This window comes from Paenibacillus sp. IHBB 3054 (assembly GCF_051594305.1).
Taxonomy (GTDB): domain Bacteria; phylum Bacillota; class Bacilli; order Paenibacillales; family Paenibacillaceae; genus Paenibacillus_AQ.
Genome location: NZ_JBOFBG010000005.1, coordinates 115,306 through 129,136 on the forward strand (window position 1 = coordinate 115,306; position 13,831 = coordinate 129,136).

At 51.0% G+C, this 13,831-nt stretch carries 13 protein-coding genes; all 13 read left to right on the forward strand.

What is annotated here, in order from left to right; translation table 11 throughout:
• The first annotated feature begins 39 nt into the window (after positions 1-39).
• The 13 genes from murA to ACQ76X_RS08615 all read left to right on the forward strand — a co-directional run bounded on the left by murA (position 40) and on the right by ACQ76X_RS08615 (position 13,810).
• Complete coding sequence (murA, locus tag ACQ76X_RS08555; protein ID WP_438492973.1) at positions 40-1,416, forward strand: UDP-N-acetylglucosamine 1-carboxyvinyltransferase; 1,377 nt, start codon at positions 40-42, stop codon at positions 1,414-1,416.
• 280 nt (positions 1,417-1,696) lie between these two features.
• The gene (spoIID, locus tag ACQ76X_RS08560; RefSeq protein ID WP_438492975.1) at positions 1,697-2,848 is read left to right on the forward strand and encodes a stage II sporulation protein D; all 1,152 of its coding nucleotides are present in this window, start codon (positions 1,697-1,699) and stop codon (positions 2,846-2,848) included.
• A 61-nt stretch (positions 2,849-2,909) separates the two neighbouring features.
• On the forward strand, positions 2,910-3,650 hold the full coding sequence (locus ACQ76X_RS08565) for a peptidoglycan DD-metalloendopeptidase family protein (RefSeq protein ID WP_438492977.1): 741 nt from the start codon (positions 2,910-2,912) through the stop codon (positions 3,648-3,650).
• 190 nt (positions 3,651-3,840) lie between these two features.
• Positions 3,841-4,128, forward strand: coding sequence for a sporulation transcriptional regulator SpoIIID (spoIIID, locus tag ACQ76X_RS08570; protein WP_038597396.1), 288 nt, complete (start codon positions 3,841-3,843; stop codon positions 4,126-4,128).
• A gap of 128 nt (positions 4,129-4,256) precedes the next feature.
• Positions 4,257-5,255 (forward strand): rod shape-determining protein, encoded by a 999-nt coding sequence (locus ACQ76X_RS08575; protein ID WP_438492979.1) that lies wholly within the window; start codon positions 4,257-4,259, stop codon positions 5,253-5,255.
• Positions 5,256-5,305: 50 nt separating this feature from the next.
• Positions 5,306-6,181 (forward strand): flagellar hook-basal body protein, encoded by an 876-nt coding sequence (locus tag ACQ76X_RS08580; protein ID WP_438492980.1) that lies wholly within the window; start codon positions 5,306-5,308, stop codon positions 6,179-6,181.
• 14 nt (positions 6,182-6,195) lie between these two features.
• Positions 6,196-7,017: a flagellar hook-basal body protein gene (locus tag ACQ76X_RS08585; protein WP_438492982.1), complete on the forward strand. Its 822-nt coding sequence runs from the start codon at positions 6,196-6,198 to the stop codon at positions 7,015-7,017.
• 8 nt (positions 7,018-7,025) lie between these two features.
• Positions 7,026-7,256 (forward strand): DNA-directed RNA polymerase subunit beta, encoded by a 231-nt coding sequence (locus ACQ76X_RS08590; RefSeq protein WP_076109651.1) that lies wholly within the window; start codon positions 7,026-7,028, stop codon positions 7,254-7,256.
• A 292-nt stretch (positions 7,257-7,548) separates the two neighbouring features.
• The gene (fabZ, locus tag ACQ76X_RS08595) at positions 7,549-7,971 is read left to right on the forward strand and encodes a 3-hydroxyacyl-ACP dehydratase FabZ (RefSeq protein ID WP_038597382.1); all 423 of its coding nucleotides are present in this window, start codon (positions 7,549-7,551) and stop codon (positions 7,969-7,971) included.
• A gap of 48 nt (positions 7,972-8,019) precedes the next feature.
• Positions 8,020-9,738: a phospho-sugar mutase gene (locus ACQ76X_RS08600; protein ID WP_438492985.1), complete on the forward strand. Its 1,719-nt coding sequence runs from the start codon at positions 8,020-8,022 to the stop codon at positions 9,736-9,738.
• A gap of 161 nt (positions 9,739-9,899) precedes the next feature.
• Positions 9,900-11,936 (forward strand): DUF5693 family protein, encoded by a 2,037-nt coding sequence (locus ACQ76X_RS08605; protein ID WP_438492987.1) that lies wholly within the window; start codon positions 9,900-9,902, stop codon positions 11,934-11,936.
• Positions 11,912-13,045 carry a polysaccharide pyruvyl transferase CsaB gene (gene csaB, locus ACQ76X_RS08610; protein ID WP_438493168.1) on the forward strand — a complete coding sequence of 378 codons (1,134 nt, stop codon included), beginning with the start codon at positions 11,912-11,914 and terminating at the stop codon, positions 13,043-13,045. Before ACQ76X_RS08605 ends, csaB begins: the two co-directional genes overlap by 25 nt.
• Entirely contained in the window at positions 13,046-13,810 is a 765-nt protein-coding gene (locus ACQ76X_RS08615; RefSeq protein WP_379145783.1) for a WecB/TagA/CpsF family glycosyltransferase, read from the forward strand.
• Positions 13,811-13,831 lie beyond the last annotated feature (21 nt).

Sequence of the window (13,831 nt, forward strand, 5' to 3'; positions counted from 1 at the left end):
AAAATTATTTCAGAAATATGGACGCGGAGGGAAACCGAAATGAGCAAATTTATCGTCCGCGGTGGCAACAGATTGACCGGGAGCGTGAAAGTAAGCGGCGCAAAAAATTCCGTACTACCGATCATAGCCGCCTCTCTATTGGCAGAAGAAGGAGTTAGCGTCATTGTGGACGCACCTCCGCTAGACGATGTAATGACTATCAGCAAAGTGCTGGAATCTCTGGGTGCAGGTGTTACATACCAGAACGATATCATCGAGGTTGATGCTAGAAGCATCACATCCTGTGAAGCGCCTTATGAATGGGTGCGGAAAATGCGGGCTTCTTTTTTGGTAATGGGCCCTTTATTGTCCCGTATGGGTCATACACGCATTTCTTTGCCCGGCGGCTGCGCCATCGGTACAAGGCCGATTGACCAGCATCTGAAGGGATTTGAAGCGCTTGGTGCCGAGATTAGCTTGGGCCAAGGCTACATTGAAGCGAAATCAAACGGTCGACTGCGTGGAGCCAAGGTGTATCTGGATGTGGCCAGCGTTGGCGCGACTGAAAATATAATGATGGCCGCAGCACTCGCCGAAGGCGTGACTGTGATTGAGAATGCCGCGAAAGAGCCGGAAATTGTCGATTTGGCTAACTACCTGAACGGGATGGGCGGCATTGTACGTGGAGCTGGGACCGGCGTCATTCGTATCGAGGGCGTAGAACGGCTTCATGGTGTAAAACATCATGTGATTCCTGACCGGATTGAAGCAGGTACCTACATGGCAGCTGCAGCGATCACAGGCGGGGATGTATATGTTGAAGGTGCGATTGCTGATCATCTCGGACCTGTAATTGCCAAGATGGAGGAAATGGGCGTTACGATCATTCCTGATGAGAATGGCGTGCGCGTCATCAGCGACAAGCCACTGAAGGCTGTTGATTTGAAGACATTGCCGTATCCGGGTTTCCCTACCGATATGCAGTCGCAAATGATGGCGCTGCTGCTTCGCTCCGTAGGTACCAGTGTCGTAACGGAGACCGTTTTCGAGAACCGGTTTATGCATGTGGATGAATTCCACAACATGAACGCCGAGATCAAGATTGAGGGCCGTTCAGCGATTGTGACCGGCAATGCTCAGCTTGTCGGCGCTAAAGTGTGCGCTACGGACCTGCGTGCAGGCGCTGCGCTTATTTTGGCGGGACTCGTTGCCGAAGGGACTACGGAAGTGAGTGGTACGCATCACATTGACCGCGGGTATGTGAATCTGGCCGAGAAGCTGTCGGGACTTGGTGCAGACATTTGGCGGATTTCCATGGAAGAGTCGGTTGTAGCGGCATCCAAAGAAGAAATCGCCAAACCGGAAGCTACCAAAAGCGAATCGTTCAAAAGCGATGAGCTGAAGCCGCGCTTTCAGATTCAGCCAACCTGGGTATAATCGTAAATAATATAAATGGAATAGGCTGCTCCGCATTTGCGGTGCGGCTTTTTTTTAATATAAAAATTTCTATGCTTCACGCTATAAATTATCCTTCTATTTCTCACTGAAACGGATACCGTCCTTTTGGGGACGGCAAAGCCGTTTCCACTTGTGCTGATTGAGAATTTTGCTAACTTCACGGCAATTTGATTCTCTCACTCTCAGAATAGCGTTCTAGCAGTTGTGGAAAACTCATATCTATAAGAATCACCGGTGACTTACGGAAGGAGCCATAGAGATGAAAGATTTCCACTACTTGCGGCGCAAATTCAAACGCCGTTACGCACGCACCCGGCGCGGAGGACCCCGTATCCAGCGGCTGGCCCCGGCCGCCTGGCTCGCAGCGCCGCTGCTGGCGGCGCTTCTGCTGCCGCTGGCGATTGTCCCGCTGCGCGGAGGCGGGCAGCCGGTGCCCAAGGCCGTGCCACAGGCCACGGAACGGCCTGTGCTGCCTGAGGCGGCTGCGGGGGAGGCCCCGCAGCCGGAAGTGCATGTCTATTTGTCGCAGAGCGGACAAATAGAGACCCTGCCGCTGGAGGAGTACGTCAGCGGCGTGCTGGCGGCCGAGATGCCGGTGGACTTTGAGCTCGAAGCGCTCAAAGCGCAGGCCGTGGCCGCCCGCACGTTCATTATGCGCCGCCTAGTGGCCGGCGACAGCAGTGGCGTGCCCGTTCCGGGCGCGGATGTGACCGATACGGTAAGCCATCAGGCTTACGTCTCGCAGGCAGCGCTGGAACGGGATTGGGTGCGCGGCGGCAAAAGCGCCGGGCTGGCCAAACTCCGCCGCGCGGTCCGCGAAACGCGCGGCGTCATTATGACCTATAAGGGGCAGCCGATCACCGCCTCCTTTTTCGCCTCCAGTGGAGGCTATACGGAAAATTCGGAAGACTACTGGAATGCTGCCGTGCCTTATTTGCGCAGTGTAGCCAGCCCCTGGGAGCAGGAGATTACACCGAATCTCGCGGCAACCTATACCTTTAGTATTTCAGAGCTGATAGGCAAGCTGGGGTTAAGCGGCAAGGCTTTACCTGCTTCCAAGGATCTTGCAGCTTCCGGAGGGGCGAAGCCGGTCTCCTCTTCCTCTGCTCAGATGCCTGTGAAAGTGCTGTCGCTGACGGCGGGACACCGGGTCAAGGAAATCTCGATTGGAGGAACCGTATTTACCGGACGGGAGGTGCGCGAGAAGCTGGGGCTGCGCTCCAGCCAGTTTACCTGGAAGCGAAAGGGCAGCGAGATTATAATCACAACTTACGGGAATGGACACGGAGTCGGCATGAGCCAGTGGGGGGCAAACGGCATGGCCAAGGAAGGCAGCACAGCGACGCAAATTCTCAAACACTATTACAGCGGTATCTCTTTTGTTCAAGTCTCAACTCTTCTGAAAAAATAACTTGAAAGATACGTATAAAAGCGAAGCGCCCGGTAACACTGGTTACTGAGGTGATAAACATATGAATGAACAAGAAAAAAACAAATCAACCCATGATGAATCTCTCAAAAACAAGCAGGGAGATTCAGGCGCTAAGCCTTCTTCATGGAACAGGCTGTTCTCCAAACGGTGGGTATTCCCGGCAGTCTACACGGCGGCAGCGGCTATTATACTAACCTTGGTGTGGGTCTATCAGGATGCCGGCCAGAAGCCGCTGAACTCCGACACCAACGCAGTCGTTTCACTGGATGCCGCTAAACCCAGCAAAGAAGCCGGTGCAGCAAACGACCCTGAGGCTTTGGAAGTTGTCGCTTCGGCAGAAACTCTGACCTGGCCTGTAGCCAGTCCCGGAGAAGTGGAAGTGGTAAAACCGTTCTATGATGAGAATGGGACGGAAGAGAATCATGTAGCGGCTATGGTGCAGTACAATGACACCTTCGTGCCGAATGTCGGAATCGACATCGCACGTGAGGACAACAAGACGTTTGATGTCAAGGCAGCGCTTAGCGGTGAAGTAACACGGGTTGAAGATGTTGCAGTGTTCGGCAAGGTTGTAGAGATTACCCATCCGAACAATCTGAAGACGGTATATCAAAGCCTCGGCGACACCAAAGTGAAGCAAGGCGATGAAGTGAAGCAAGGCGACACGCTGGCAACGGCCGGACGCAGTGAAATTGAGAAAAATCTTGGCAATCATGTGCACTTTGAAGTGTACGAGGATGGCAAGGTAGTCAATCCTTCGGATCTGCTGCCGCAGCGTTAAGCATAACTTTTAGACAGGAGGCGAATGCCTCCTGTTTTTTTGTTGCTGTTTTCCGCCGAAATGGGCCCTTCTTACGGTTGTCCAGGAAATAAAATGAGCCTTCCAGGGCTTGTCATCCCCTGAAAGCGCGAATATATAGGCCCGCCCCTCATATAATGTACCAAACTATCCACAGTTGGGAGGCGGGAGCGTGCACGATTACATCAAAGAACGTACGATCAAAATCGGACGCTGCATCGTGGAAACCAGGCATACAGTCCGGACCATTGCCAAGGAATTTGGCGTTTCAAAGAGCACGGTGCATAAGGACTTAACCGAGCGTTTGCCGGAGATCAACCCTGATTTGGCCGATCAGGTGAAGCACATTCTCGAATATCACAAATCAATCCGTCATTTGCGGGGGGGAGAAGCCACAAAAATTAAATATAAGAAAACGACCGGTAAAAAACGTGAGGTTGCCGTAGCCGCAAAGCCATGATATTTTCGGAATTTTAAGCAAAAATTCAGGTTTACTACATTGTGTATATCCCCTAAAGTATGGTATTTTTAAATGTGGTACTCACTAACTAATCTCATTTAAAATAACACTTTGGGGGCTCTTTCATTATGCTTAGCAAGGATATCGGAATCGATCTCGGTACGGCCAATGTGCTCATTCATGTTAAAGGGAGGGGAGTCGTTCTGGATGAACCCTCCGTGGTCACACTTGAAAGTGATACGAAGAAAGTCCTTGCGGTAGGTGAACAGGCGCGTCGCATGGTAGGGCGGACACCTGGCAACATTACAACCATTCGTCCTCTTAGGGATGGCGTTATTGCTGATTTTGCCGTTACGGAAATGATGTTGAAATATTTCATCGACCGCGTTGGCGGCCGTACCTGGTACGCTAAGCCCCGCATTTTGATCTGTGCCCCCACGAATATTACATCAGTTGAACAGAAATCGATCCGTGAAGCGGCGGAACGCAGCGGGGCCAAGGATGTTTATATGGAAGAAGAACCCAAGGCCGCGGCAATTGGAGCGGGTATGGATATTTATCAACCAAGCGGAAATATGGTCGTCGATATCGGCGGCGGAACGACGGATGTAGCTGTCCTGTCCATGGGCGACGTCGTTACCGCCTCCTCCATTAAAATTGCAGGGGACAAGTTCGACGATGCCATTTTAAGATATATCAAACAGAAATATAAACTGCTCATCGGTGAGCGCACGGCTGAGGATATTAAAGTCACCATCGGAACAGTCCGGCCGGGCGGCATGCAGGCAGAAATGGATATTCGCGGCCGGGATATGGTCAGCGGACTTCCACAAACACTGACGATTAACTCCGGTGAGGTTAAAGAAGCATTATGGGATCCGGTTTCCTCTATTGTCGCTGCGGCAAAATCAGTGCTCGAGCGTACACCGCCGGAGCTGTCGGCCGACATTATCGACCGCGGGGTTGTACTGACCGGCGGCGGCGCACTGCTTAACGGGCTGGACGAGCTGCTCTCGGAGCAGCTGCATGTTCCTGTCTGGGTAGCTGAAGATCCGATGCACTGTGTGGTCAAGGGAACGGGGATTATGTTGGATCATTTGGACAAGGTCGTTAAGAAAAAGTTCTAAGCTGCCGATAATAAAGGATAATAGCAGATTCAGGAAGGGGAATTGCCCTCATGATTAGAGGATTATATACGGCCGCTGCCGGGATGGTCACGCAGCAGCGCAGACATGATACGGCGACGCAAAATATTGCCAATTTGAATACAACGGGGTACAAGCAAGTCGATAGTGTCAGCCATGCCTTTCCCGATGTATTGATTTCAGCCATGAGTGGCGGCACCACGAAGCCGGTAGGCCGCCTCAACACAGGGGTTTTTGCAGAACAATCTGTTTCCCAATATTTGCAGGGCGATCTGATTGAAAGCGGAAAGTCGATTGACTTTGCCTTGTCTACTGACTTACAGGTTGCGGACCCTGCTACCGGAGACAACATAGCTTTTGACGGGTCGGGCAAATATGTAACTCCTGAAGGCGAGGTTATCTACCGGCCGCAGGCATTTTTTACAGTTCAAGATAACGAAGGCAATAATTTATATACACGCAACGGAAGCTTCAGCGTTAGCGCGACCGGACAGGTGATCAGCGCCGGAGGATTTAATGTTCTAGATGCTAACGGCAACCCGCTGGTCTTGACAGGCCCGCAGGATAATCTTAAAGTGGACGGGCAGGGCAATCTGATCAATACGGCTACAGGGCTTCCTTCCGGAACCAAAATTGGCGTCAGTGTAATCACGAGACCGCAGGAACTAGTGCGCGACGGTAACGGTGTCTTCCATGCCGATGATATTGAGGCTGCGGAAATCCGCTATGCTAACGCAGGAGATAACCTGCAGGTGCGCCAGGGATATTTGGAGAATTCCAATGTGGACCCTACCCAGGTAACGGTTGATATGAATGCTGCATACCGGGCGTATGAGGCGAACCAGAAAGTCATTCAATTCTACGACACCAGTCTGCAGAAGACCGTCAATGAAGTCGGTAGAGTATAGAGGGGGATTAATCCATGAACAATTCGTCAATCAGCGCTTCTGTCTCGATGTCCAGCCTTCAGCAGCGTCTGGATATTATCGCGGATAACGTTGCTAATATGAGTACCAATGGCTATAAGAGCAAAGAAGGTTCGTTTGAGGACGTTCTGACCCGTGTTCAGCAGCAGTCCAAAGACTACGATCAGCCCGGCCGCAGCATGCCGCTTGGCTTCAATATCGGCTTTGGGGTCCGTGTGCCTGGGGTCTCGACCAACTGGGAAGAGGGTCCGCTTCAAGAAACAGGGAATCCGACGGATCTGGCGCTGCAAGGTAACGGGTTATTCGGGGTTCAGGTGAATGGAGCTACCGCTTATACACGTCAAGGGGATTTTCATTTTACACCGGATGCCTCCAACCCCGATAATATGATGTTGGTAGATAATACAGGCAATCCTGTATTGAATACAGATGGCAACCCTTTAACAGTACCTGCGAATGTAAGTGCCGCTATTGATGAGAGCGGCCGTGTACTCACGAAGACCAGCGAGAATGCGCCTGCCCGGGTAGCGGGTACAATTATGATTGTAGAGCCGCTAAGCAAGAGTGCGATGCAGGCAGTCGACGGTAATTTTTACGTGCTTGCTGACGGAGTCACAGCGCAGCAGGCCTTCCTCCAAAGAGCACCGGGTGAAGCCTCTGCAGTAGGAGTGCGTTCCGGATATCTGGAACAGTCCAACGTTGACCTCAGCAAGGAAATAACGGAAATGATGCAGATTCAGCGCACCTATCAGCTTGTCTCACGGGCACTTTCCTCCAGTGACCAGATGCTTGGCCTGGCCAATTCTATGCGCGGGTAGGTGAAGGAATGAGTCGTCAGGACAATAGGAAACCGGAAGAAGATCAACGGCAGCCGGTGAAGAAGCGGAGAGTATCCACATGGGCCATTATCCAGTGGATTATGATTCCCTTGCTGCTTGTAGCTGCGCTTGCGAGTGGTCTTGTAGTCGGTTACGTCGTTCTAGGCAAAAAGGAATTCAGTGATGTGCTTCTGTGGAGTACCTGGAAGCATGTATATGATTTGGTGTTCGCACCTTAAATATGAGGTGTTTTAAAGCTCCCTGGTTGTCTAAGGGAGTTTTCTTTTTTATGCTGGAAAATGTATAATGATTGGGGACCAAGGAACGCCAAAAGGGCCCTCTCCGCCATGCTGCCGCGTGCGGTGGAGAAAGCCCCTTATCTTAACCTCCACTGCTGCAGGTGGTGAAGGATAATTATAGTTTTTACCGAAGCCGCCAATATTTATGCAGACTTTGTAAAAGAATAAAACCAAAGTACTGCCCAGCGGATTGTTTAAATACGCGGTTACATCCGAAAGGAGCTTTGCGACAATGCTGGATATCAATCAAATTCAAGAAATAATACCCCATCGGCCTCCATTTCTGCTGGTGGACAAAATTACAGAAATAGAAATGGGCAAACGGGCTGTCGGCATCAAAAATGTGACGGTAAATGAACCGTTCTTCACCGGTCACTTTCCGGGTTATCCGGTAATGCCCGGCGTTCTGATTACAGAAGCTCTTGCACAGGTAGGCGCCGTAGCTATTCTGGGACTTGAAGCCAACCGGGGCAAGATCGGTTTTCTGGCCGGACTGGACGGTTTCCGTTTTCGTGGCCAGGTAGTACCGGGAGATACGCTAACGCTTGAGGTGGAGATTACCCGGCTTAAAGGGAGCATTGGAAAAGGCCAAGCCACCGCGAAGGTGGAGGGCAAGATTGTAGCCTCTGGCGAAATTATGTTCGCGCTCAGCTAGCACCTGTTATACAATCATATATCATAATATGGATAAGGAGAGATTCATATGACTGAATTAAGCCCGAAAGCGCTAGAAACATTGACACGTTGGCTGCAGGACCCTTCTGTGGATGAGAACACGAAGGCAGAACTGAACCTTCTTGCGAATGAAAAACAGGAACTGGAAGAACGCTTTTATAGAGATTTGGAGTTTGGTACAGGCGGATTGCGCGGGGTTATCGGCGCAGGCAGCAACCGGATCAACCGATATACAGTAGGCCGGGCCACTCAAGGTTTCGCTAATTATATACTGGAGCAGCATACTGGAGAATGCAGACCTTCCGTAGTCATCGCGCATGACTCCCGACGCTTCTCACCCGAATTTACGCTGGAGGCTGCGCTTGTGCTGGCCGGAAACGGCATTGAGGCACATTTGTTTCCATCCCTGCGTTCGACGCCGCAGCTTTCCTTTACTGTCCGTCATTTGAAGGCGTCAGGTGGCGTTGTTATCACGGCAAGCCATAACCCGCCGGAATACAACGGCTATAAAGTTTATAATGCCGAAGGTGGACAGCTGGTACCGGACGAGGCGGAGAAAGTCATTTCCTACATATTGGAGGTTGATTCCTTCAATGGCGTAAAGCGGATTTCCCGTGAAGATGCAGAAAGTCAAGGCTTGCTGCATTGGCTGGGAGAGAAAGAAGATGAAGCTTTTACAGATACAGTAGCTGCTGTGAGTGTTGCCCGTGAAGAGATCACTTCTACTCTCGGCAAAGATTTCAAGATTGTGTACACTCCGCTGCATGGAACGGGCAATTTGCCGGTCCGTAGTGTGCTGAAGAAGATCGGCTTTACGCAGGTCCATGTGGTGCCGGAGCAGGAGCAGCCGGATTCTGAGTTCTCGACGGTGAAATCACCGAATCCCGAGGAGCGGGAAGCCTTTACCCTGGCTATAAAACTTGGAGAAGAATTGAACGCCGACCTGCTGATCGGTACCGACCCTGATGCAGACCGGATGGGGGCCGTCGTACGGGACAATGAAGGGAACTTCGTTGTTTTATCTGGTAACCAGTCCGGGGCCCTGATGATCCATTACTACCTGAGCCGTTTGCAGGAACAAGGCAAGCTGCCGAAGAACGGTGCTGTTGTCAAGACCATCGTGACGAGTGAAATGGGCGCGGCGGTTGCCGAGCATTATGGTGCTACTGTATTTAATACGCTGACTGGCTTCAAATATATCGGGGAGAAAATGACCCAGTTCGAACAGTCCGGGGAGTACACGTACCTCTTCGGTTACGAAGAGAGCTATGGTTACCTTGCCGGCAATTATGCCCGGGACAAGGATGCCGTTCTGGCTTCCATGCTGATTGCAGAAGCTGGGGCATACTACAAAGCACAAGGCAAGACGCTTTATGATGTGCTTCAGGAGCTGTACAGCAAGTTTGGCTTCTTCCTGGAAAGCCTGGAATCACGCACGCTGAAGGGTAAAGACGGTGTGGCCCAGATTCAGGCAATCATGAATGACTGGCGCAGCAATCCCCCGCAGGAAATCGCGGGTGCTTCTGTAAGCGAGGTTCTGGATTACACTCTGGGGCTGAATGGCCTGCCTAAGGAAAATGTGCTGAAGTATCTGTTATCCGACGGCTCATGGTTCTGCCTGCGGCCTTCCGGCACAGAGCCGAAGATCAAGGTGTACTTTGCGGTTCGCGGTGAATCGCTCCAGAATGCCAAGGATAAGGTTGCTGCACTTACGCAGCAGGTTATGGCCCGCGTTGACGGGAAATAATACGAGATAGCTAACTTCCCGCAGAAACGGATACTGCTCCTAACCGGATGCACATCCGTTTCTGCTTGAGTTTAGAGCGATTTTAATTAATATGTAGCTTGGCAGTGAAGACTGTTTTATAAACGGTACTAGGCTTCAAAGTGAAAGAGGAGGTACTTTTGGTGCAGCAGAAATGGCAACGATGGAATATAGCTTCGCGAAAGTGGTTGTGGATTATCGTAATAATTGGTGTCTTGGCTGCGCTCCCGGTTGTTTATGACCGGCTGCAGACGGAGAAATCATCCAAAACGGTTGAATTTGTATTTGATTACCGCGATCTGGTTGAAGTGGCCAGCTACCGCTCTAATCCGAAGGATTATATTTCCGACCAGCTTGACCGTTTAAAGGATGCCGGCGTTCAGAGCATGGCAATTTATGAAAGTACGCTTGAGGATTACCGTAAGGCCCGCCGTTTGATGTTATGGGGAGCGGCTGATATCGCTAATCTTACCGACACTGTGATTCCGGAGAATGAGAACTATACATATGTCCTCTTTACGAGCGCAGATAATAGTGATGCACTCTCGTCGATGATACGTGAAGCGTTCAGCGGTCTTGACATTGGAACAGAGGACTGGAGTTTCCGCGGACAGCAGGGTCTGATCATCAAGACTCCGATTGAAGATGCTACAATGAAACCGCTACAGCCGGATCCGATGACGCTGGACATGCTGCATGGCAAAGGGTTCAACATTGTCCCCCGTCTAGTGGACTCCTTAAAGTATAACCAGGAAGCAGTACAGAAACTGCTGGACCGCTATGAGGAACTCGGGGTCAAGCGGATTCTTTTCGAAGGCGAGTCGGTCAAGGGATATAATGATGACGCTGACTTAAAGAGTTTAGACGCCTTTGGAAAACTTATGAAGGAACGCGGAATGGGGATTGCTGCAATTGAGAATATTAAGGCCCAGCAAAAAGGTTTTAATAAACTCGCCTATGAGCTCGACTATAACGTCGCACGGTTGTATTCTCTCAGTGAAAAAGATTCCGGCTTGTCACCGGAAATCATTGCTGACCGTTTCGCGCTTGCAACCAAAGACCGTAATATCCGGATGATTTATCTCAATACGATTCCGGCAAGAAACACCGCTAAAGCTCAGGTGACCGACACGTTGGATAACCTCATAACAAGTCTAAGCGATCCCGGGGGTGCTGTAGATAAAATTGAGGATAACGGTTTTACCCTGGGACAAGCTACGGCTTTTGAAGTCGTAGACTCCTCCTATCAGCGGTATTTCAAGCTTGGGGCTGTGATTGGTGCGGTATCCATGGTTGCTTTGCTTGTCTCTTTTTTCATTCCATGGCTCACACTTCCTGCCTGGGTACTGGGATTGCTGGGAAGTGCCGGACTGCTTGTAGTAAAGCCTCAGCTTTTTGAACAGGCGTTGGCACTTGCGGTAGCTATCAGCGCCCCGACTGTGGCGACAGTAATGGCGATCCGCAAAATTAATGAACAGGGACCGCCGCTTCGAACCAATAAACTAACCTATACGGTCATGAGTCCCAAGCGGCGTTTGGTGCACAGTCTTGTACTTTATGTGAAGACAGCACTGATCTCGCTTAGTGCCGTACCGTTTGTAATTGCACTTCTGAACAACATTACGTACAGCCTTGTGCTCAATCAGTTCCGTGGTGTCAGCCTGCTGCACTTGGCGCCGATTGCCTTGACTGCGCTGTATGTACTTCTGTACCGTGGTGAATTCACTTTTAACAAGACAGGCCAGCTGCTGCGTACTCCCATTACACTCATAATGGTTATCGCTGCCGGCGTTCTGGCGATCATGGGCTGGTATTACTTAACCCGGACCGGCAACAGCGGCAGTGTAAGTCCATTGGAGATGACTCTCCGGACCTTCCTGGAGAATACAGTTAATATCCGGCCGCGCAATAAAGAATTCCTGCTGGCACATCCGCTGTTCATTTTAGGTGCTTTCATGGCCTATAAATACCGGAATGCTGCGTTTATTATGATTATTGCGGTTATCGGCCAGCTTTCGATGGTGGATACCTTTGCCCATATCCATTCTCCTGTGTTGATCTCCCTGATCCGCGGATTGCTTGGGCTGGGAATTGGTCTGATTATCGGGCTCATCGCTGTTGGCGTATGGCAGATTGCAGAAGGGTGTTGGAAACGATGGTCGCCGCTGCTCAAAAAATAATCCTCTCTGGCTATTATGGTTTCCGCAACAGCGGGGATGAGGCAGTGCTGCAGTCCATTCTAGATGCGCTGCAGAAGCATTCACAAGCTGCCGGCATACCGGTTGAACCTGTTGTATTATCCATTGATCCGGAGTGGACAACGGCCACTTATGGTGTGAAAGCTGTCCACCGGATGAAGCTGGGTGAGGTACGCCAGGCCATTTACGAGAGTTCAGGTCTCATCAGCGGCGGCGGAAGCCTGCTGCAGGATGTGACGGGCAGCAAGAGTATTCCCTATTACCTTGGGATTATTAAGCTGGCTCAATGGATGAGAAAGCCGACATTTATTTATGCCCAGGGCATCGGTCCGGTAAACCGGAAGCTGTTCCATCCGTTGATCAAATCCGTTTTCCGTAAATGCAGCTATGTGTCTGTGCGGGATGAGCAATCTCGCCAGCTGCTGCAGACTATGGGTCTTGACCGGAAACTTGTTGAGGTTGTTCCTGATCCTGTGATGGGACTCTCTCTTCCAGAGGGTTCCCAACCCTTAGAGGAGATTACCGCCGACACTGCATTGAAGACCGTCGGGATATCGGTCCGTTACTGGGAGCAGTCCCGTAAGGAATTGGATGCCATTGCGCAAGGCCTGCTAAAAGCCTGTGGGCAAGTTCCGCTGCATCTGCGTTTCCTGCCTTTCCATCATCCCTCAGATAATGAGGCTTCGCGTTATGTGATGCAGAAACTGGAGGAAGGTATTGCACGTCAGGGCGGCAGGATCAGCATCTGTGAAGATGCGCTCCATCCCCGGCAGATGTTGCGCGAGGTAGGAGAATGCGATATGCTGATCGGGATGCGGCTGCACAGTCTCATCTATGCTGCCGGAAGGCGTGTGCCGCTGATGGGGATCTCCTATGATCCTAAGATTGATCATTTTCTTGAGCGGGTCGACTGTCGTCCCATCGGTTCTACGACTTCGCTGGACGGCGGAGAAGTTGCCGCTGAAGTCCTTCATCTTCTGGAAGCAGGAGATGATTGGAAACGTAAGCGTGAGCCGCTAATTGCTGCCTTAGTAGAAGAAGCCGAGGCTCCTGCCCGGCAAATTGTTGAATATTTCCACCGCAAAGGATGATTGATAGTGAAAGCAGAAAGTCCGGTACCTACAGTTCCAATTTTTGGCATCAGGGTGTCTAAAATCGATATGAAAGCCACAGTCGCTTATTTGACAGAAGCTGTCCGCAACCGTGAACCGCATCAGGTAATTACTGCTAATCCGATCATGGTTATGACCGCGCTGGAGAATCCCGCTTACATGGAGATCATGAAATCGGCGGAGCTGGTGGTGCCTGATGGGACAGGCGTCGTATGGGCTGCGGAATATTGTCGTGAACCCGTGGCGGAGCGTGTGGCCGGATTTGATCTTTTACATGAATTGCTGCGCCAAGGCGAAAGATATACCTGGAAGGTCTATCTGCTGGGCTCTACCCCGGAAGTGATTCACGAGACGTCTTCCCGGTTACAAACTCAGTATCCCGGGATCGTAATCTCGGGATATCATGATGGTTTTTTTGGACCCGACGACGACGAAAAGATTATTTCTGGAATTCTGGAGGCTCAGCCGGATCTGCTCTTTGTTGCCAGAGGCGCTGACAGCCAGGAACCTTGGATCGCCAAGTACAAATCCAGACTGAACATTCCGGTGATGATGGGGGTCGGAGGGAGCTTTGATGTGATCTCGGGCAAGACCAAACGGGCTCCCATAGCCTTCCAGAAACTTAGAGCGGAATGGTTATATCGTCTTCTTAAAGAACCGACACGCTATAAAAGAATGCTTGCGCTGCCGAAATTCGCAGTAAAAGTGATGCGTGAGAAAGATAAAGTGACAAAAGCTCAGTAAAATGCGGGTATTCACCGTGAA

Coding starts and splice junctions, on each gene's coding strand:
- murA (WP_438492973.1), top strand. CDS start 40: ATGAGCAAATTTATCGTCCGCGGTGGCAACAGATTGACCGGGAGCGTG.
- spoIID (WP_438492975.1), top strand. CDS start 1,697: ATGAAAGATTTCCACTACTTGCGGCGCAAATTCAAACGCCGTTACGCA.
- ACQ76X_RS08565 (WP_438492977.1), top strand. CDS start 2,910: ATGAATGAACAAGAAAAAAACAAATCAACCCATGATGAATCTCTCAAA.
- ACQ76X_RS08575 (WP_438492979.1), top strand. CDS start 4,257: ATGCTTAGCAAGGATATCGGAATCGATCTCGGTACGGCCAATGTGCTC.
- ACQ76X_RS08580 (WP_438492980.1), top strand. CDS start 5,306: ATGATTAGAGGATTATATACGGCCGCTGCCGGGATGGTCACGCAGCAG.
- ACQ76X_RS08585 (WP_438492982.1), top strand. CDS start 6,196: ATGAACAATTCGTCAATCAGCGCTTCTGTCTCGATGTCCAGCCTTCAG.
- ACQ76X_RS08590 (WP_076109651.1), top strand. CDS start 7,026: ATGAGTCGTCAGGACAATAGGAAACCGGAAGAAGATCAACGGCAGCCG.
- fabZ (WP_038597382.1), top strand. CDS start 7,549: ATGCTGGATATCAATCAAATTCAAGAAATAATACCCCATCGGCCTCCA.
- ACQ76X_RS08600 (WP_438492985.1), top strand. CDS start 8,020: ATGACTGAATTAAGCCCGAAAGCGCTAGAAACATTGACACGTTGGCTG.
- csaB (WP_438493168.1), top strand. CDS start 11,912: ATGGTCGCCGCTGCTCAAAAAATAATCCTCTCTGGCTATTATGGTTTC.